This window comes from Micromonospora sp. U56, from assembly GCF_018070095.1.
Lineage (GTDB): Bacteria > Actinomycetota > Actinomycetes > Mycobacteriales > Micromonosporaceae > Micromonospora > Micromonospora purpureochromogenes.
On the sequence record NZ_JAGPYL010000124.1, the window covers coordinates 1 to 18,666 of the forward strand.

The following is an 18,666-nucleotide window of genomic DNA, read 5'->3' on the forward strand; positions in this document are numbered from 1 at the left end:
GTGAGGGCCAGGTCGTCGGCGCCACCGTCGGCGATCAGGCCGCGGGACCGCAGCCCGTCCACCGCCGCCGCCCACTCGTCGCCGGTCCAGCCGCGACTGCGGAGCAGGAACCGCACCGGTACGTCACCGGTGGCCGCGTGCAGCACGAGCGCGTCGAGGCCGGTGACGCCGGCGACGACGAGGGCGTTCACGTGCCCGTCGCCACGGAACTCGCGCAGCAGCGTCTGCGCGTGCCAGAGCACCAGCTGCGGCTCCTCCGGCCACGGCAACGCCGCGTGCGCGGCGAACAGCGGACGCCCGGGCAGCTGCTCGCACGCCGACTCGGCGGCCCGGCGCGCCAGCTCGGCCGCCTCGGTGACGACATCGGCTGCGTCCTCCAGAGCCGAGAAGGCCCGGCTCAGGGCCGCGTCCGCGGCGTCCAGGCGGGCGCGGAGCACGGCCGGCGGGTCTGCCCGCTCCCACGCGGCGGGCAGCGCCGCGCGTACCAGTGCGGGCTTGAAGTTGAAGAACGTCGCGATGACCGGCTCGGCCGGCACCGCACCGAACGCGGCCGACCGGGACGCGAAGTAGCCCGTCAGGCCGTCAAGGCCCAGCGCGTCGTACCGTTGCCGCGCCTCGGGGGCGAAATAGATCATGGCGTGGATCGGTTCGGCGCGGCGCCACGCGGCGCGGGCGACCGCGGGGTCGAGGGGGGATCGGGCCACGGGAACTCCCTCCATCACTGTTCGACGACGGTCACGTGCGGGGTCTTCAGCCCGGATCAGGGCGTCCGGTCCTGCGCGAAGCGCCACCGTAGCTCCCGCTTGAGGACCTTCATGCTCGGGCCCAACGGGAACTCGTCGACGAACTCCACCCGCCGCGGGTACTTGTGGCGGCCCACGTGCTCGCGCGCCCATTCGATGATCTCGTCGGCGGTCACCTCCGCCGCCGGGATGACCACCGCGCAGACCTCTTCGCCGTGCGTCGGATGGGGTACGCCGACCACCGCGACCTGCCCGATCGCCGGGTGGCGCAGCAGCGCCTCCTCGACCTCCCGCGGGTAGACGTTGAATCCGCCCCGGATGATGAGGTCCTTCTTCCGGTCGACGATCGTGACGAACCCGGCCTCGTCCCGGGTGCCGATGTCGCCGGTGCGGAACCAGCCGTCCCGGAGGACCTCCGCGGTCGCCCGTGGCTGGCCGAGGTAGCCGGCGAAGATGTTGTGCCCACGGATGACGATCTCGCCGATCTCGCCCGGCGGGAGCAGCTCGACGCGGTCCTCCCGGTCGGCCCGGGCCACCTCGACGTCGACGCCCCAGATGGGACAGCCGACGGTGCCCGGCCGCGCGCCGAAGGTCGGCTGGTTGGTGGTGGCCACCGGGGAGGTCTCGGACAGGCCGTAGCCTTCGTACACGGTCGTCGTGAACGTCGCCGCGACCTCGTCCAGCACGCTGAGCGGCAGCGACGCGCCGCCGGAGACACACAGCCGCAGCGCCGGGCGCGGTGCGCCCCTGCGGGCCGCGTCGAGCAGCGCGATGTACATGGTGGGCACGCCGAGGAACGCCGTCACGCCGTGCGCGACCATCAGCTCCAACGCCTGGACCGGATCGAAGCGCGGCTGGAGCACGAGCGTGGCGGCGGCGCGGAACGCGGTGTTCATCGCGGCGGTCTGCCCGAAGCTGTGGAACAGCGGCAGGCAACCCAGGAGCACGTCGTCGCGGCGTACCCCGAGATCGTCGAAGGCGTTGACGGTGGCGTTCATCGTCAGGTTGAAATGGGTCAGCACCGCGCCCTTCGGTCGACCCGTGGTGCCGCTGGTGTAGAGCACCACGGCGGGGTCGTCCGGCGCGGTCGGCACCAGCCCGGGCCGCGGCGCCAGCCGGGCGGCCGCCGCGACCAGCGAGTCCGGATCGGCCGGGTCCAGCGGGACCGCCGGTATTCCGGCCAGCTCCGCCGCCTTCACGGCCGTCGCCGGGTCACCGCCGCCGTGCACCAGGGCACGGGCGTGGCTGTCACGCAGGACGAACGCCACCTCCTCCGCGGTCAACAGCAGGTGGATCGGCACCACGACCGCGCCGAGCGAGAGGATCGCGTAGTAGGCGCGCGGAAAGTCCGGCACGTTCGCGGCCATGAGCGCGACATGGTCACCGGGGCGCACCCCCCGCTCGGCCAGCGCCGCGGCGTAGCCCCGGGTCTGCGCCCACAGCTCCGCGTACGTGACGCGTTCGTCGCCGCAGACGATCGCGGGATGCGCGGGTCGGCGTCGGGCGGACTCGGCCAGGACGGTAGCCAGCGACAGTTGGGCCATGGTTCCTCGCTGTCGAAGGGAACGGGCGGCGTCGCGGACCGGACGCGGGTGGGGGTCCACTGATCGAAGACCGGCGGGCCGGCGAAATCAAAGACGAGCCGTCACCCACCCCATAGGCGGCGGCTATGGGGGTGGCGCGCACCCCACGGCGGCACGGCCTGGCCGGTCTACTCCGGCCCGGGCAGCAGCTCCAGCAGGGCCTGGGCGGCCGGCGACAGCTGCCCGGACCGGTGGACCAGCGCGAACCGGCAGACCACCCGTGGGTCCAGCGCCCGCACGACGGCCCCACCGCGGGCCGCCTCTTCGGCGTACCACCGGGTCAGGAACGCGGCGCCAGCCTGGGCCAGCACCATGGGTACGACGGCCTCGCGATGCCGGGTCACCGCCGCGCGACGCATCCGCACACCGGCCGTGGCGAGCGCGGCCAGGACCGTCGCGCGCAGCGCGCTGTGCCCCTGGATGTCGATCACCGGGGTGTCCTGGAGCGCCCGCAGCGGCAGCGGCCCGTCGGGAGCGGGCGTGCCGGGCGGCAGCACCGCCCACACCTGCTGCGCGCCCAACTCCCGCACCGGCAGCCGAAGGTCGGGGATGGGCAGGTACGTCAGGGCCAGCTCGCAACTTCCGTCGCGGACGAGCCGGGCCAGGTCCTCGTCGTCGCGGGGCTCCAGCACGCGCACCGCGATGCCGGGGAAGCGTCGCCGCAGGGTGGCGATCGCCGGGGTGAGGGGATCGACGGTCAGGGCGGCGTGCGCGGCGATGTCGAGCCGTCCGGTGCGCAGGTCCACCACGTCGGCGACGGCGGCCCGGGCGGCGGTGGCGTCCTGAAGGACCTGCCGGGCCGGGGCGACCAGCGCCTCGCCGGCGACGGTGAGGACCAGGCCGCGTCCGGTGCGGTGGAACAGCTCGACGCCGAGTTCGCGTTCCAGCCCCCGGATCGCCTGGGACAGGGACGGCTGGGCGATGCGGATGGCCGCCGCGGCGCGGGTGACCCCGCCGTGGTCGACGACGGCGAGGAAGTACTCCAACTGGCGCAGGTCGACCGTCATCGCCCCGCCCCACACCGGGCGCGAGCGTGTGCCACGAACGCGCGGGCGGCCGGCGACAGTGGACCGGGCCGGTGCACCAGCCCGTACGCCTGCCGCAGCGGCGGGTCGACCGGGCGCACGACGGCGCCGAGCGAGGCGGCCGAGTGCGCGGTCTCCCGCTCCAGGAAGGCGGCGCCGGCACCGCCGAGGACGAGCGGCGCGAGCGCCTCCGGGTGCGCCACCTCGACCACGAGCCGGGTGCGGACGCCCTGATCGCGCAGCGCCCGCTCGACGTCGTCCCGTTGCCAGCTCCCGCGCGGCACCCCGAGGACGTCGGCGCCGTGCAGCCGGGCCAGCGGCACGGCGTCCCCCGGGCCGACGTCGGTGCCGGGCGGGAACGCCAACCACAGCTCCTGTACGCCGAGTTCGACGACCTGGAGCCCGAGGTGCGGCAGGGGCAGGTGCGTCAGGCCCAGCTCGCTGTGCCCGTCCCGGACGAGGATGTGCAGGCCGTCGTCGGTCTCCGGCTCGTCGATGTGGACGACGATGTGCGGGTTCTCGCGCCGGAAGGAGCCGACCAGGGACGCTCCCGGGTAGGCCGCCAGCACAGGCACGGCGACCAGGTCGAGGGCGGGCGTGGCTCGTGCGTGCGACCCCACCGCCTCGCGGGCGGCGGTGATGCCGCGCAGCATCTGCCGGGCCGGGCCGACGAAGGCCCTGCCCGCGTAGGAGAGCACCAACCCGTGCGGGACCCGGTGGAACAGCTCGGCGCCGAGTTCGCGCTCGAGCGCGCGCACCGACTGCGACAGCGTCGGTTGGGCGACGTCGAGCGCCGAGGCTGCCCGACTGAAGCCACCGTGCTCGGCTACCGCGAGGAAGTAGGAGACCTGCCTGACGTCCAATGGGTTCCCGATGACTCAGCTGGTGCCCGGTCAGCACGGATGTTACCGGTAAGTTCGGTCCGAGCCGCCCGGCGTGGCGGGCAAAGTGTCGTAGCGAAGTCCTAGCCTGGCCCGGACCCGACGCCCGCAGGAGGCAGCATGCTCGACCACCTGTCCATCCAGGCCCGTGACGTGGCGGCCAGCGCCGCCTTCTACGACGCCGTCCTGGCCCCGCTCGGCGGTCGCCGGGTGATGGAGTTCGGCCCGGTCATCGGGTACGGCACCGACAGCCCCGACTTCTGGCTCGGCCCGGTGAACACCTCCGGTGAGGCGCGCGAGGCGCACATCGCGTTCACCGCGCCGGACCGGGCCGCCGTGCGGGCGTTCCACGACGCCGCGGTCGCCGCCGGCGCCGAGGTGCTGCACACGCCCCGGCTCTGGCCGGAGTACCACCCGACCTACTTCGGCGCGTTCGTCCGCGACCCGGACGGCAACAACGTCGAGGCCGTCTGCCACGCCCCCGAGTGACGAGGCTGGCGTCCTAGCCGGGATTTCGCCTGGATTTCCACAACTCATCCCCGCCCGAGCAGGCTGGCGGCCCGCGCCAGCCAGCGCGGCACGTCGGCCTCGTGGTACACCCGCTCGCTCGGTTCGATCGCGGCGAGGAAGGCCGCGTACACGGCCGCCGACCGCAGCGCCGCGACCGGCCGCAGCAGCTCCACGGCCCGGTCCGGCTCGCAGCCGGGCGCGTCGGCCCGCCACCGGGCGCACCATGCGGCAGTCAGGGCGTCCGCGGCGTCGGGCGGGAGCCCGACGGTCAGCGTCAGGATGTCGAAGGCCGGGTGCCCGACGAACGAGTCGCCCCAGTCGATGATGACCCGCCGGTCACCGTCGCTGCGGACGTTGCCGGGGTGCAGGTCGCCGTGCACCAGGGTGTCCGGCACGCCGCACCGCCGGGCCTGCGCCAACCGCTCCTCCAGCCCGTGCAGCACGGCGTCGGCGTGGTGTGGGGCGAGCGCGGCGCGGATCCAGCGGGCCAGGGCGGCGCCGCGCAGGTCGGGCACCCCGGCCGCCACCAGGTCATCGACGAGGGGCAGCGCGCGTACCTGGAGGGCGTGCTGGTCGGCGGCGATGGCGTCGCGTTCGGCGGGGTCCGCCCCGTAGCGGTCCTCCCCCGGCACGTGGTCGAGCAGCATCCGGCCGTCGTCGTCCGCGGCGAGCAGCGGCGGCACCAGGCCAGGCGTGACCGCGCCGAGCCGGCGCAGCACCGCCGCCTCGTGCCGGAAGAAGCCGGGTACCTGCTTGAGCCAGACCGGGCCGTGCGGACCGTCGAGTCGCCAGATCGCCGACAGGTTCCAGGTGCGCCGCTGCGCCACCTCCTTCGCCGGCCGGCCGAGGCGGTCGAGGGCGGCGGTGGCCCAGCCGACGGTGGCGGCCGGTCCGCCCGGCTCGGCGTAGGGCGCGCGCAGCGGGTGCGGCGGGAGTTCCACGTCCACCGGTCGCAGCGGCACGGCGGGTGGGGCGGCCACCTCGGCCAGATAGGTCACCGCGCCGCCGATCCCTGGCCGGTCGCTGACGCCGGAGAGCAGCCGCAGCACCGCGACCTCGACGGGCGCGCCGCAGACGACCGGGTCGACCTCCTGCCACCAGGGGGTCGGCACCTCGTACGGGGGCAGTGCCCCGAGCAGCCGGCCGGCGGGGTCGACCAGGACGAGGGTCACGGTGCGGGTCACGGTCGCCGACGGTAGCGCCGGGGCGGGTCAGCGGCGAGCGGTTATCGCACCGGGTCGTGGGTGCCGCGCGGCACGCCGGGCCGGCAGCGGCGCAGCCGGGCCGCCGCCATCCGCCCGCCGACCGCCAGGCCGTACCGCTCGACGGCGGTGAGGCCGTAGGCGCTGCAGGTCGGGGTGAACCGGCACTGGCCCGGCCACCGGTGCGACAGCCACCGGCGGTAGCCGAGGATCGCGGCCCGGCCGGCCCGGTCGACGACCGGTGCCCGGCTGACCTGGGCGGTAGTGGCGCCGAGGGTGAGCAGGAAGGAGAAGAGCCCGAGGTCGCAGCAGTTCGGACCGTCGCACTCGCAGGCGTCACAGCCGGCGTAGGCCCAGTCGCGCTTCTTCTTGTTCTTGGCGGTGCGCCGACCCCACAGTCTGTTGATCACGCCGTCCATGGTGCGACAGCCCCGCCACCGGGGTGCTGGTCAGGCCGGTCGGTCCGGCGGCGTGGTCAGGGCGAAGTGGACGGTACGGCCGGTGCGCCGCCGCCCGAGGCGGTGCGCCAGCGGGACGAGCACGCCGTGCAGCACGGGGTACTTGCGGACCAGCAGCCGGGCGGCGTGCCGCTCCTCGTCGCCGGGGAGCCGGCGTGCGGTGGCCTCGACGGCCGGGCCGGTCGGTCGGCCGCGAGCGGTGGACGGGGCGACGGTGACCCTGGCGTCGTTGCGGACGCGCCGGGTCTTGCCGGCCCGCTCGAAGCTGCGCACGTACGCCCGGTCGCCGTCGACGACGATGCTCACCGCCGTGCCGACCGGGGTGCCGTCGCGGCGGAAGCTGGTCAGCAGCACGGTCTTCTGCCTGGTGAACGGCGCCCACCCCGGTGCCGCGCCGACCTCGACCGCGCCGAGCACCCCGCCGAGTTCGCGCCACCGGGCCACCAGCGCGACCGCTGCCAGCGCGGCGGAGAGCCCGACCAGCCAGGTCTGGCCGGGGCTGCCGCCGAGGTGCCGGTCGGCGAGGTGGGTGCCGGTGTGCGCGAGCGCCCCGGCGAGGTATCCGGCCAGGGCGACCGCCGGCGCGTCGGCCCAGATCGCGGCGAGCAGCAGGGTCACCCCGATGCCCAACTGGAACGCGCCGACGTCGTGGACGAAGTGGTGGCTGCCGGGAAAGTCGACCGCCTCGGCGAAACCGTCCGGTCGGCGCAGCGCCCACCCTCCGACCAGCAGTGCGGTCAACCCGAGCAGGGCGCAGGCGGCCCGGACGAAGCTCCTCATGCCGACCTGACGGAACGCCGTGGGAGAACGTGACGGTCCCCGGCGGTACGGTCCGGGGCATGGAACAGCGGATCAGCCTGATCACCCTCGGCGTCGCCGACCTCCCGCGCGCCCGGGCGTTCTACGAGCGCCTCGGCTGGCGGGGCCAGGAGGTCGAGGAGACCGTCTTCTTCCAGGCCGGTGGTCTCGCCCTGGTGTTGTGGGGCCGGGAGAAACTGGCCACCGACGCGGGCGTGCCGGACAGCGGCCCGGGCTGCCTGACGCTGGCGCAGAACGTCCGTACCCGCGCCGAGGTCGACGCGGTGCTGGCCACGGCGGAGCGGGCCGGCGCGCGGATCACCCGCCCGGCGGCGGAGACCTTCTACGGCGGCTACGCCGGCTTCTTCACCGACCCCGACGGTCACGTCTGGGAGATCGCCTGGAACCCGGGTTTCCCGCTCGCCGACGACGGCACGCTCACCCTGCCCGACCTCAGCTGAACACGGTGCGCCGCACCCCCCGGTGACCGGCGCAGGCGTCGCGCCGCCCGCCGGTGAGGCTGATCGCGCCGTCCTTGCACTGCACCAGGTAGCCGCGCCCCGCCCAGAGGTTCTGCGCGCAGTCGAAGAAGTCGCAGATCCGGTGGTCGGGCCGGCGGACGCGCTCGCCGCCGCAGAAGTCGTACCCCATCGGGTTGACCGGGGCGCCGCAGCGTCGTTCGGCCGACGGCGAGGGCGCGGCCGGCGAGCGGCGGGGCTTCGGCGCGGCGGACGGCGAGGGTGCGGCGGCGCGGGGCGTGGCCACCCGCGCGGGCACCGGCGTGGCGGCGACGGCGACGTCGGAGCCGGGGCTGACCGGCGGGTCGGCCTCGAAGAGGACCGCGGGCACGACCAGGGCGAGCGCGGCGGCGACGGCGACGGTGCGCCGGCCGCCGGGGATGCGCCCGGCGAGCCGGGCCTGCCCGGGGGTGGCGATCGCCGGCCGGAACGGCCGGGTCTGCTCGTGTTCGGCGATCAGCTCGTCGAGCTGCGCGATCACCGCCGCGCGCTGCTCGATGGCGTCGGCGAAGGCCAGGGTGAGGGTGAACCGGAACTCGGCCGCCGCCGTGGGCGGCACCAGCAGGCCGCAGGTGCGCCGCCGGTCGAGGACCTGGATCAGCGACACCGGGGCCGCCGGGTCGTGGGACAGGCCGGTCATCTTCCCGTACGCCCAGTCGCGCCGGCCGCGCCCGCCGAGCAGCACCAGTCGGCGGTTGGTGATCACGGCCACGCCGGCGTCGGTGGCCCGTACGCCGTCCGGGAGCCGGTGGCGCAGCGGCGCCGGCAGCGGCTCGACGGTCAGGTCGGGTGCGGGCAGCACCGTGGCGTGCCGGACCTCGACCAGTTGCGCGGCGGGCAGCGCCCAGAAGACCACCTCGCCGGGAGCGAGCTCCAGGGGCAGGCCGTGGCCGGCCGCCACCGAGCCGTGCAGGTCGACGGCGAGGGTACGCAGTCGCCGCAGCTCGTCGTCGCGCTGTCGCCACGCGCGCTCGGCTTCGCGGTATGTCCGCTGCCGGCGCTCGTTCTGCTTGCGCGCCCAGGTGTAACGCCAGGTGGAACCCGTCGAATCAGTATCTGCCACGCCGACTCCTTCGCCGCGCGAGCCACCAACCGGGGTGTCATCCGGATCAACGGTGGCGGCGAGTCCGGCGGACACGCCGAAGCGCGCGAACCACCCGATCGGGTGACCAATCCGGACGATTGGTGGATGCGCTGCGTCGATTCACGTTCGCCTCGGCAGGAGGCCGGCGGCGACGCCGACCGAGGCGAGATCATCCCGTGCGCCGTACGGGGTGCCCTAACCCTCGGTAACGTCAGCCGAGCCGGACGGCGACGGGGCCACCCGGCATCGTGATGCGGAGGTGGGTTGGTGAGCGCGAGGAGCGAGCCGGTTCTGCGAGCCCCGCAGTCGCGAACGAAGAATCCACGGTGAGCGACAGGGTCGTGCTCGGCGTCGACATCGGCACCACCAGCACCAAGGTGGTCGCCTACGACACCGAAGGCGAGCAGCTCGCCCACCATTCCGTGGGCTATCCGCTGGACGAGCCGCACCCGGGTTGGGCGGAACAGGACCCGTCGACCATCTTCGACGCGGTCGTCGAGTGCGTCCGTACGGTGGCCGGTGAGCTGCCCGGGCCGGTGGCGGGCCTGTCGTTCAGCACCGCCATGCACAGCCTGGTCGGCCTGGACGCCGAGGGCGTCCCGTTGACCCCGTCGGTGACCTGGGCGGACTCCCGGGCCAGCGTGCAGGCCGAGCGGTTGCGGGCCGCCCCGCCGGGGCTCGCGCTGCACCGGCGTACCGGCACGCCGGTGCACCCGATGGCGCCGCTGCCGAAGCTGGTCTGGTTCGCCGAGCAGGAGCCGATGCTCTTCGAGCGGGTCGCGCACTGGGTCGGCATCAAGGACTACGTGCTGCTGCGCCTGACCGACGCGCTGGTGACCGACCACTCGGTGGCCTCGGCCACCGGGCTGATGGACATCCACCACCTGGTCTGGGACGCGGAGGCGCTGCGCATCGCCGGCATCGTCGAGGAGCAGCTGCCGCAGCTCGTCGCGACCACCACGGTGCTGCCCGGCCTCACCGCCGAGGCGGCCGTGGCGACCGGGCTGCCCGCCGACACGCCGGTGGTGGTCGGCGCGGGCGACGGCCCGCTGGCCAACCTCGGCCTGGGGGCGGTCCGGCCGGGCGTGGTGGCCTGTTCGATCGGCACCTCCGGGGCGATGCGGGTGGCCGTGGAGCGGCCGGCGGTCGATCCGCTCGGCGGAGTGTTCTGCTACGCGCTGACCGAGGAGCGCTGGGTGGTCGGCGGCGCGATCAACAACGGCGGCATCGTGCTCCAGTGGGCCGGCGACGCGCTGGCTCCGGACCTGGGCGAGGACTCCGAGGAGGAGCTGCTGGCGCTGGCCGAGCGGGCGCCGGTCGGCTCCGGTGGGCTGATCATGCTGCCGTACCTGCTCAGCGAGCGGGCGCCGCACTGGAGCGCGCTACCGCGCGGGGCGTACGTGGGGCTGACCCACGGCCACCGCCGCGAGCATCTGATCCGGGCGGCGCTGGAGGGGGTGTGCCAGCAGCTCGCCCTGGTGCTGGCCTCGGTGCGGGCGGCCGGCAACGAGGTACGCGAGATCCGGGCCAGCGGCGGTTTCGCGCGCAGCCCGCTGTGGCGGCAGATCCTCGCCGACGCGCTCGGCATGCCGGTGCGTTTCCCCGCCGGGCACGAGGGTTCCAGCTTCGGCGCGGCGCTGCTCGGCATGCAGGCGCTCGGGCTGATCCCGTCCATCGACGTCGCCGCCGACCTGGTGGATATCGACGAGACGGTACGCCCCGACCCGTCCGCCGCCGCCACCTACGCCGCGCTGCTCCCCCTCTTCTCCGAGCTGTACGACGCGCTGGTCCCGACCTTCGCGTCGCTGCGACGGCTGGCCCCGAGCCTGCCGCCGGAACCGTCACCCACGTCCGCACCCATGTGATCGCCTGTTCCGCACGGGACCGGACGCCGTCCGAAGGGTCGTGATTACCGTGACCACCATCCTCGCCGCACCGGCCGAGCTCACCGACGCCGGTGACGCCCAACTGATCGTCGCGGCGCTGCTGGGCATCGCGGCGGTGGTGCTCCTGATCGCCTGGGGCAAGGTCCACCCGTTCCTGTCGCTGATCCTCGGCGCGGCGGTGCTCGGCGTGGTCGCCGGCGTGACCCCGGACAAGGTGGTCACCTCGTTCAGCGGCGGCGTCGGTTCCACGGTGGGCGGAGTCGGCCTGCTGATCGCGCTCGGGGCCATGATCGGTGGTCTGCTCGCCGAATCCGGCGGCGCGGACGGCATCGTCGAACGGGTGGTCGGCCGGGTCTCCGGCACGGCGCTGCCCTGGGCGATGGCCGGGGTCGCCGCCCTCATCGGGCTGCCGCTCTTCTTCGAGGTCGGCGTCGTGCTGCTGGTGCCGATCGTGCTGCTGGTCTCGTTGCGCACCGACGTACCGCTGATGAAGATCGGCATCCCGGCGCTGGCCGGCCTGTCGGTGCTGCACGGCCTGGTGCCGCCGCACCCGGGCCCGCTGGTCGCGATCGACGCCCTGGGCGCCAACCTCGGCCAGACCCTCGCGCTGGGACTGCTGGTCGCCATCCCGACGGTGATCGTCGCCGGTCCGATCTTCGGCAACTTCATCGCCCGCTACGTGCCCGCCACCGCCCCGGAGGCGTTGCTGCCCACCCGGCGACCGGCCGCGCTCGCCGGCGGGCGGGGTCCGGCGGCCACCGGGCGCGGCCCGCTCGACGCCGACGGCGACCTGGTCACCGAGGACGACCTGGCCAACCCCGGCGCCGGCCGCCCGGGTGCGCCGATCGACGAGGCCGCCACCGCGCGGGTACGGGCGCGCCGCGCGCCGGCCCTGTGGGCCGCGGTCATCACCGTCCTGCTGCCGGTGGTGCTGATGCTGCTGCGGGCGATCGGCGAGCTGACCCTCGACGAGGGCACCGCCGGCCGCAAGGCGCTGGACATCGTCGGCACCCCGATCGTCGCCCTGCTCGCCGGGGTCATCTTCGCGATGATCTTCCTCGGCTACCGGACCGGTTTCAGCCGCACGCAGGTCTCCGCCTTCCTCGGCGGGTCGCTGCCGCCGATCGCCGGCATCCTGCTGATCGTCGCCGCCGGTGGCGGTTTCAAGCAGGTGCTGGTCGATGCCGGGGTGGGGAACCTGGTCGCGGACGCGGCCGATGGCGCGAACCTCTCGCCGCTGCTGCTGGGCTGGCTGGTGGCCGTCGGCATCCGGGTGGCGACCGGCTCGGCCACCGTCGCCACCATCACCGCCGCCGGCATCGTCGCGCCGCTGGCGGAGACCCTCCAGGGACCGGAGGTGGCGCTGCTGGCGCTGGCCATCGGCTGCGGGTCGCTGTTCTTCTCGCACGTCAACGACGCGGGCTTCTGGCTGGTCAAGGAGTACTTCGGACTGACGGTCGGACAGACCATCAAGAGCTGGTCGGTGATGGAGACGATCATCTCGGTGGTCGGCTTCCTCGGCGTCCTCCTCCTCGACCTCCTCCTGTAGCCCCCCGCCCCCGCCCCGCCCCACCCCCGTCCCGAGCCGGGTCGGCACTTTCTGGGAAAGAGGGCTCATCCAGCGCGGAACAGCCACTCTTTCCGAGAAAGTGCGCGGATCTTGACGGGGGCGGGGGCGGCGGGGGGGGTCAGGGGGCTTCGACGGCGGAGATGCGGTAGCGGTGCACCTCGGCGCCGAGGATCGCCGCCACCTGCTCCTCCGTCGGGCCGGAACCGCGGAAGGCGAGCAGTTGGTCGTCGCTGTCCCAGCGCTCGTAGACGTTGATCCGGCCCGGCTCCACCAGGTCGGCGCTGATCGCGAAGTCGATGCAGCCGGGCGCGGAGCGCGCCTGCCGGACGACCTCGGCGCAGGACGCCAGGTAGGCGTCCCGCCCGGCCGGGTCGACGTAGAGACTGCCGGCGACGATGAGCACGGTGACCTCCGGTGGTGTGGTGGGGCGGTCCGCCTGACAGGCACCAATATGCCTGCCAGGCGGCACCCGCACCGCCCACACCGGCTCAGGCGCGCGTGATCGCGTTGGCGTGGATCGCCTCGTTCAGGTACGCGGCCATGCCCGGCGCGATCGCCTCGTAGTGCGCGGTGAACCGTGGGTCCGCCAGGTACATGTCGGCCAGCCCGGTGTGGATCTCGTAGGAACAGTCGTAGAACCAGCGGCCGATCAGCTGCCGGTGCTCCTCGGCCAGCGCCATCGCCTCCGGCGAGTCCGCCGCCGCCCCGGACGCCATCAGCTCGACGAACCGCCGCCCCCAGTCCTCGTTCTCCGCCTTGTTGCGCAGCCAGTCCTCCTTCGAGTAACGGGCCGCCCGCCGGTTCGACTCCCGGTACGCGTCGGTGCCGCCCCAGCGCTGCTCCGCCTCCTCGGCGTGCGCGTCCGGGTCGAAGTCCCCGAAGACCTCGAACCGCTCCTCCGGGGTCAGATTGATGTTCATCCTTCTCGCCTCCATCGCGAGCTCGATCGCGGTGACCATCTCCTGGAGCTTCCCGATCCGACCGCTGAGCAGCTCGTGCTGTCGGCGCAGGTGCGCCGCCGGGTCGGCGGTCGGGTCGTCGAGGATCGCCGCAATCTCCTCCAGCGGGAACCCCAGCTCCCGGTAGAACCGGATGTGCTGCAGGCGCTCCAGGTCCGCGTCGTCGTAGCGGCGGTAGCCCGCCGCGGTGCGTCCGCTGGGCGACAGCAGCCCGATCTCGTCGTAGTGGTGCAGCGTCCGGACCGTCACCCGGGCCGCCTTCGCCACCTGACCCACCGTGTACGCCATGGGTTCCCTCCCTTCCGCGACCAAGGCTCCCGCCTGCCGTTGCGTGAGGGTCAAGCCCGATTCTGCGCGCCGCGTCACACCCTCGCCGGGGATCGGCGCGGCGGCACACGTGAACGCCCCCGGCCTCCGAGGGGGTGGAGAGGCCGGGGGCGTCCGGGGCGGGGTCAGGCGGTGGCCCGGTCCTTCGCCCGCTCCGGGGCGGCGAAGGCCTCGGTGGCCGGGGTGCGGAAGGCGTGCACCAGGCCGGCGATCGACAGCAGCAGGAGCAGCCCCGCGGCGACGAAGGTCACCAGCGCCGCCTGCCCGGCCTTGCGGCCGAACTCGCTGAAGCCGTACGAGGTGAGCAGCAGGCCGCGCAGCGTCTCACCCTTGAACACGGTGTCCCGCTGGCCGCTGACCTCGGCGAGCTGCTTCTGCAGGTCGGCCAGGGCCGGGTCGTTGGTCTTCGTGGCCTGCTCCACCTTGGCGCGCAGCTCGGTCTGCGGCTCACCGAGGTCGGCGTAGGTCTTGCCGCCGGCGATCGAGGTCAGGTGCAGTCCGATGAACTCGTTGGCGTAGCACTCCGCCTGCTTGCCGGTGGTCAGCCGCTGGCCGGCGTACTCGACCAGGCAGTCGGCCTTCTTCTCCTCGTCGGTCAGCTGGTCGGCCGGCTTGAAGCTGATGTGCTGCGCGCCGAGCTGGTCGCGTACGTAGTCGTTGGCGAAGGTCGCGTTTGAGGTGAGGACGATGCCGGCCACGAGCAGCAGGACGGTGAGGCCCAGTCCGCCGATGCTGAACAGCAGGTCCAGGGTGCGCCGCTTCATGTCGTATCTCCCGGTGAGGGTGGGGTGTCGTTGGTGTCGGCTCCCATCGTGCGGCCGCTCGGGCGGTTCCGGTCAGGGCCGAACCCCCTGTCCCTTCCGGGACCTTCGACTCCCGTAGTCGGGGGCCGCCCGGCCGGGCCGACCGGTCAGACCGGGGCGGAGACCGGGCGCAGGTCGGCCAGGCGGCCGGGGCGGCCGTAGCGGTAGCCCTGCCCGTGCACGCAGCCGATCGCGGTGACCGCCGCGTGCTGCTCCTCGGTCTCCACCCCCTCGGCCACCACCGCCAGGTCGAACGCGCCGGCCAGCCGGGTCACCATCTCCACCGTCGCGTACGCCCGGGCGTCGGTGTCGAGCCGGGAGACGAACGACCGGTCGATCTTCAGCTCGGTGGCCGGGATGCGGTGCAGGTAGCTCAGCGACGAGTAGCCGGTGCCGAAGTCGTCGATGGCGATCCGGATGCCCAGCTCGCGCAGCTGGCCCAGCCGCTCCAGCACCGCCTCGCTGCCGTCGATCAGCGCCGACTCGGTCAGCTCCAGGGTCAGCGCGCGGGGGGCCAGCCCGGCACTGGCGGTGGCCGCGGTGACGGTGGCGATCAGGTCCGGCCGGCGCAGGTGCGCGGCGGCGTTGTTCACCGCCACGGTGGCCTCCGGCGCCCGTTCCCGCCAGGTCGCGGCGGCCCGGCAGGCCTCGTGGATCACCCAGCGGTCGATCGGCACGATCAGGCCGGCCTCCTCGGCCAGCGGCAGGAACGCGGCCGGCCCGAGCAGCCCCAGCCGGGGATGCCGCCAGCGGACCAGCGCCTCCGCGCTGCGGACCGCCCCGGTGGCCAGGTCGACGATCAGCTCCGCGCGGGTCACCGCCGACTCGCGCAGCCCCGGCGTGCAGGTCCGGTACGCGGACTTCCCGGCGGCCTTGGCCGCGTACATCGCGATGTCGGCGTCGCGCAGCAGGTCGCTGTGGGAGGCGTGCTGCGGGCCGAACTCGGCGATGCCGATGCTGGCCGACGGGTGGATGCCGACGTCCTCCTCGCCCGCGGAGGGTTGCAGGGCGGCGAGCAGCCGCTCGGCGAGCCGTTCCGGCGCGACCGGGCGGTCCCCGTCGACCAGCACGGCGAACTCGTCCCCGCCGAGCCGGGCGATGGTGCCGTCGTGGCCGCCCCCGGCCCGCCGGCGATGCTGGCCAGCAGGATGTCCCCGGTGGCGTGCCCGAACCGGTCGTTGACCTGCTTGAACCCGTCCAGGTCCAGCAGCAGGACGGCGACCGGGGGCCCGTCGCGCAGCGCGCGGCGCAGCCGCCGGTTGAACATCAGCCGGTTGGGCAGGCCGGTGAGCTGGTCGGCGTAGGCGAGCCGGCGCAGCCGCGCCACCAGGCGGAGGTTCTCGTTGGCGGCCAGCCCCTGCCGCAGCGCCAGGACGCCGAGCAGCGCCATCATGCCGATGAAGACCAGGTGCGGGGTCTGCCCGGTGGGGTGCCGGGCGAGCACCACCGCGATGATCGCCCCGCCCACCGGCAGGTACGGCAGGGCGACCCGCCACCAGGGCGGCAACGGCGACTCGACGCCCTCGTCGCCGCCCTCGCCGACCGGCGGCGGGTACGTGGTCGCCACGCCGATCAGCAGGTAGCTCAGCGGCCAGCAGACGTCGATGACGTGCCCGGGGGCGTAGGTGCCGTGCGCGACGAGCGAGACGTAGACCGCGTCGGCGCCGGCCCGGGTGGCCAGGCTCGCGCCGATCAGGGTCAGCGGCCGCCAGATCGGGCGGGACGGGCCGGCCACCGCCACCAGGATGGTCAGCTGCATCAGGTCGAGCATCGGGTAGAGCAGGCCGAAGGTGCGCAGCGGATCGGCCAGGTCGGCGTCGGCGATGTCCTGGAACACCACCACCCAGCCGATCGGGATCAGGGCCAGCGCGACGATCACCCCGTCGAGCAGGGTGCGGGCCCGGCCCACCGCGCTGCGCGGGGCGGCGAGCGAGCAGAGCAGGGCCGTGGTGCCGGTGAGGATGCCGGCGGTGAAGACGGCACCGATCAGCGGGGTGTGCGGCAGCGCCTCGCCGCCGAGGCGCTCGACGGTCCACAAGGCACGGCCGGCGGCGGCGAGCGCCATGGTGACCGCCAGCAGCGTCCAGAACCGGCGCACCGTCGCGGGGTGCCGGCGGGCCGCGCCGGCGCAGGCGACGGTCGACCACCCGGCCACCGTGATCGCGCCGGCGTCGCCGGCCAGGGCGGCGCCGGGCAGCGCGGCGGCCAGCCAGACGGCCTCGACGAGGACGACCAGCGCCGCGGCAACCGCGCCGACCCGTCCGGCGCGGGTCGAGCGGGGCGGCGCGACGGCCTCTCGGCGGGCGTCATCGGGCAGCACGATGGTCGCTCCGGCTCTCTCCCCTGTGCGCACCTGGACGGTGAGGACCGGTCACGGCGGCGAACCACCGAAGCCTAGCCAGCACGGCAGCGGCCCGCCAGAGCCGATGGACCCGGGCAGGACCGTCCGTCCAGGACGGTCGGACCGGCGCGACGGCGGGCGCGGCGGGCTGTCCGGCCAGGAGGGACGCGGGCGTCGCGGCGGTCAGCCACCGTCGGCGTCGGCCGGCCCGCGCGCATGGGCGGTGGCGGTGCCCGGGCCGGGCGCGTAAAGGGTGGCGGCGCCCGGGCCGCCGCTGCTCACGTCCACTCCTCGGCGGGGTCGGCGTCGCTCGCGGCGGGCGCGTCGTCGGTGCGGGTGGGCGGCGGGCCGCCGTGCGTCCACGGGGTCTCCTCCGGCGTCGGGAAGGCCCCGGCGGGCAGGAACGCCTCGGACAGCGTGGTGTAGCAGAGCCGCTCCCCCACCTCCGGCACGCTGCCCGGCGGCGCGGTCAGCCCCCGGCCCATCGCGCCGGACAGCTCCAGCACCACCTCGGTCTTGCCGTCCGCCGCCGGGGTCAGGAAGACCACCCTGGCCTTCTGCGCCGGCCGGGCCGGCGAGTAGAGCGTCGTGCCGACCGGCACCAGCACCGGCTCGGTGGTGACGAGCTGGATCCGGGGGCGCAGCACCGGCCGCTTCCCCGTGTCGTCGACCCGCTTCGGGTCGGCCAGCGTTACATCCCCGACGAACGCCTCCCCGGTCAGCCGGTGCTCGGCCATCACCAGCGGGTCGTCGTAGGCGCGCTGCACCGCGTAGGTGGTCAGGGCGCGTTCCAGCCGGTGCAGCCGCTGGGCGGCCATTACCGCGCCGTCGCGCCGGGGCTGCGGGCCGCCGCCCGCGTCGACGTGCTCGGCGTGGCCGGTGAAGGCGTCCTTGTCGCCGTCCCAGCGGCCGGCCACCCGGGCCCCGGGCGGCAGGGTCCGCAGCAGCCCGACGCCGCGCCACATCAGCTCCCAGGTGGGCGTCAGCTGGTCGCGCAGCACCCGTTCCAGCTCCGCGTACGCCGCGCCGCGCGCCGCCGGGTCGTCCCCCGCCTCGGCGTACGCCGCGACGGCCGGGGCGAGCACCCGGTTGTCGAACTCCGGGTCGGTGGCTGGGCCGGCGGGCGGACAGACCGCCGGGTCCTCGGCCCGGGCGGCCGCCTGCGCCCCGGTCATGCCGGCCGGCGGATCGATCCAGCCGAGCAGCGCCGGCAGGTGCAGGTCCTCCACCACGCTCTGGCCGGTGGCCCAGTGCAGGCTCAGCGCGTTGGTCATCGCCACCAGCGCCGACGAGCCGGGGTGCTCGGCCCGCTCGGCGAAGAAGGTCAGCCAGCGCCCGAGCAGCGGCACCGACGGGTGTACCGGGTGATCGCCGTCCGGGCGGCGGAACCGGGTGGAGCGGCCCAGCAGCCGCAGGAAGGTGATCCCGGCCGGGTTCGGCACCAGCAGCTGCGGCGCGTCGACGTACCGGTGCCGGACGTCGCGGCCCCGGTCGACCGGCACCGCCTCGGTGCCGTCGCGGAACTCGTCGAGGTAGGGCAGCACGGTGGCGGCCAGCTCGGCGGCGAAGCGGAAGCGCTGGTCCCGGTTGCGGGGCTGCGGCACGATCAGCAGCCGCGCCTCGTCGGGGGCCGCGCCGACCAGCGCCGCCAGTGGCGCGTTCGCCTCGCCGGCCATGGCCAGCGGCACCAGCACCAGCGGACGCGCGGACAGGTGCAGGTGCCGGACGGTGGCCACCGGCTGGGCCACCCCGGCGGCCAGCGCCTGCGCCCTGGCGAGAGCCCGGAGCGTACTCATGCGGCCCGCCGGATCGGGGCGGCCGGCGCGCGGCGGGCGCGGGGCGTACTCATGCGGGGTTCCCGGCGAGGGCGTCGGCGCGCAACCGGGCGGCGGCCCGCAGCTGCGCGGCGGCCTCCTCCTGCTCGGGCTCGGGGGCGCGCTCGCCGGTCGCCAGCGCCAGCACCTCGGCGCGGGTGGCG

17 protein-coding genes and 2 pseudogenes are annotated in these 18,666 nt (G+C 74.8%); 4 read left to right on the top strand and 15 right to left on the bottom strand.

Going from position 1 to position 18,666, the window contains the following annotated elements:
- The 4 genes from KBX37_RS28255 to KBX37_RS28270 all read right to left on the bottom strand — a co-directional run.
- The coding region (locus tag KBX37_RS28255) for a hypothetical protein (RefSeq protein WP_210778941.1) at window positions 1-704 on the bottom strand (704 nt) is incomplete at its 3' end.
- Window positions 705-760: 56 nt separating this feature from the next.
- Window positions 761-2,287, bottom strand: a complete 1,527-nt coding sequence (locus KBX37_RS28260; protein ID WP_210778942.1) for a long-chain fatty acid--CoA ligase — start codon at window positions 2,285-2,287, stop codon at window positions 761-763.
- Window positions 2,288-2,454: 167 nt separating this feature from the next.
- Entirely contained in the window at window positions 2,455-3,333 is an 879-nt protein-coding gene (locus KBX37_RS28265; protein WP_210778943.1) for a LysR family transcriptional regulator, read from the bottom strand.
- Entirely contained in the window at window positions 3,330-4,214 is an 885-nt protein-coding gene (locus KBX37_RS28270; protein WP_210778944.1) for a LysR family transcriptional regulator, read from the bottom strand. Before KBX37_RS28270 ends, KBX37_RS28265 begins: the two co-directional genes overlap by 4 nt.
- A 138-nt stretch (window positions 4,215-4,352) precedes the next feature.
- Here KBX37_RS28270 and KBX37_RS28275 point away from each other — a divergent pair, with 138 nt between their 5' ends.
- Window positions 4,353-4,721 (top strand): VOC family protein, encoded by a 369-nt coding sequence (locus KBX37_RS28275; protein WP_210778945.1) that lies wholly within the window; start codon window positions 4,353-4,355, stop codon window positions 4,719-4,721.
- Between the two features lie 44 nt (window positions 4,722-4,765).
- On the opposite strand, the gene KBX37_RS28280 is transcribed toward KBX37_RS28275, so the two are convergent.
- The 3 genes from KBX37_RS28280 to KBX37_RS28290 are packed head-to-tail and all read right to left on the bottom strand — an operon-like array spanning window position 4,766 to window position 7,182.
- Window positions 4,766-5,926: an aminoglycoside phosphotransferase family protein gene (locus KBX37_RS28280; protein ID WP_210778946.1), complete on the bottom strand. Its 1,161-nt coding sequence runs from the start codon at window positions 5,924-5,926 to the stop codon at window positions 4,766-4,768.
- Window positions 5,927-5,967: 41 nt separating this feature from the next.
- Window positions 5,968-6,354: a membrane protein insertion efficiency factor YidD gene (gene yidD / locus KBX37_RS28285; protein ID WP_307849243.1), complete on the bottom strand. Its 387-nt coding sequence runs from the start codon at window positions 6,352-6,354 to the stop codon at window positions 5,968-5,970.
- A gap of 39 nt (window positions 6,355-6,393) precedes the next feature.
- Entirely contained in the window at window positions 6,394-7,182 is a 789-nt protein-coding gene (locus tag KBX37_RS28290; protein WP_210778948.1) for a PPOX class F420-dependent oxidoreductase, read from the bottom strand.
- Between the two features lie 59 nt (window positions 7,183-7,241).
- On the opposite strand from KBX37_RS28290, the gene KBX37_RS28295 reads away from it, so the two are divergent.
- On the top strand, window positions 7,242-7,661 hold the full coding sequence (locus KBX37_RS28295; protein ID WP_210778949.1) for a VOC family protein: 420 nt from the start codon (window positions 7,242-7,244) through the stop codon (window positions 7,659-7,661).
- Here KBX37_RS28295 and KBX37_RS28300 read toward each other — a convergent pair.
- Window positions 7,654-8,781 (bottom strand): hypothetical protein, encoded by a 1,128-nt coding sequence (locus tag KBX37_RS28300; protein ID WP_210778950.1) that lies wholly within the window; start codon window positions 8,779-8,781, stop codon window positions 7,654-7,656. The genes KBX37_RS28295 and KBX37_RS28300 overlap by 8 nt on opposite strands.
- A 347-nt stretch (window positions 8,782-9,128) precedes the next feature.
- On the opposite strand from KBX37_RS28300, the gene KBX37_RS28305 reads away from it, so the two are divergent.
- Entirely contained in the window at window positions 9,129-10,667 is a 1,539-nt protein-coding gene (locus KBX37_RS28305; protein WP_307849244.1) for a gluconokinase, read from the top strand.
- Between the two features lie 49 nt (window positions 10,668-10,716).
- Window positions 10,717-12,237 carry an SLC13 family permease gene (locus KBX37_RS28310; protein ID WP_210778952.1) on the top strand — a complete coding sequence of 507 codons (1,521 nt, stop codon included), beginning with the start codon at window positions 10,717-10,719 and terminating at the stop codon, window positions 12,235-12,237.
- A gap of 139 nt (window positions 12,238-12,376) precedes the next feature.
- Here KBX37_RS28310 and KBX37_RS28315 read toward each other — a convergent pair whose 3' ends face one another.
- From KBX37_RS28315 to KBX37_RS28335, 7 genes and pseudogenes are all read right to left on the bottom strand, one after another.
- Complete coding sequence (locus tag KBX37_RS28315; RefSeq protein ID WP_210778953.1) at window positions 12,377-12,661, bottom strand: antibiotic biosynthesis monooxygenase family protein; 285 nt, start codon at window positions 12,659-12,661, stop codon at window positions 12,377-12,379.
- Between the two features lie 85 nt (window positions 12,662-12,746).
- Window positions 12,747-13,505, bottom strand: coding sequence for a MerR family transcriptional regulator (locus tag KBX37_RS28320; RefSeq protein ID WP_210778954.1), 759 nt, complete (start codon window positions 13,503-13,505; stop codon window positions 12,747-12,749).
- Between the two features lie 164 nt (window positions 13,506-13,669).
- Window positions 13,670-14,308, bottom strand: coding sequence for a hypothetical protein (locus tag KBX37_RS28325; RefSeq protein WP_210778955.1), 639 nt, complete (start codon window positions 14,306-14,308; stop codon window positions 13,670-13,672).
- Between the two features lie 146 nt (window positions 14,309-14,454).
- Window positions 14,455-15,234, bottom strand: a complete 780-nt coding sequence (locus tag KBX37_RS34920; RefSeq protein ID WP_247659174.1) for an EAL domain-containing protein — start codon at window positions 15,232-15,234, stop codon at window positions 14,455-14,457.
- Between the two features lie 21 nt (window positions 15,235-15,255).
- Window positions 15,256-15,417, bottom strand: a pseudogene (locus tag KBX37_RS35310) (hypothetical protein); the annotation flags it as partial.
- Between the two features lie 119 nt (window positions 15,418-15,536).
- Window positions 15,537-16,412: pseudogene (locus KBX37_RS35715) on the bottom strand (diguanylate cyclase domain-containing protein); the annotation flags it as partial.
- A 554-nt stretch (window positions 16,413-16,966) separates the two neighbouring features.
- A complete protein-coding gene (locus KBX37_RS28335) occupies window positions 16,967-18,484 on the bottom strand; it encodes a hypothetical protein (RefSeq protein WP_210778956.1) in 1,518 nt (505 codons plus the stop codon).
- Window positions 18,485-18,666 lie beyond the last annotated feature (182 nt).

Coding starts and splice junctions, on each gene's coding strand:
- KBX37_RS28260 (WP_210778942.1), bottom strand. CDS start 2,287: ATGGCCCAACTGTCGCTGGCTACCGTCCTGGCCGAGTCCGCCCGACGC.
- KBX37_RS28265 (WP_210778943.1), bottom strand. CDS start 3,333: ATGACGGTCGACCTGCGCCAGTTGGAGTACTTCCTCGCCGTCGTCGAC.
- KBX37_RS28275 (WP_210778945.1), top strand. CDS start 4,353: ATGCTCGACCACCTGTCCATCCAGGCCCGTGACGTGGCGGCCAGCGCC.
- KBX37_RS28290 (WP_210778948.1), bottom strand. CDS start 7,182: ATGAGGAGCTTCGTCCGGGCCGCCTGCGCCCTGCTCGGGTTGACCGCA.
- KBX37_RS28295 (WP_210778949.1), top strand. CDS start 7,242: ATGGAACAGCGGATCAGCCTGATCACCCTCGGCGTCGCCGACCTCCCG.
- KBX37_RS28320 (WP_210778954.1), bottom strand. CDS start 13,505: ATGGCGTACACGGTGGGTCAGGTGGCGAAGGCGGCCCGGGTGACGGTC.
- KBX37_RS28325 (WP_210778955.1), bottom strand. CDS start 14,308: ATGAAGCGGCGCACCCTGGACCTGCTGTTCAGCATCGGCGGACTGGGC.
- KBX37_RS34920 (WP_247659174.1), bottom strand. CDS start 15,234: ATGTACGCGGCCAAGGCCGCCGGGAAGTCCGCGTACCGGACCTGCACG.
- KBX37_RS28335 (WP_210778956.1), bottom strand. CDS start 18,484: ATGAGTACGCTCCGGGCTCTCGCCAGGGCGCAGGCGCTGGCCGCCGGG.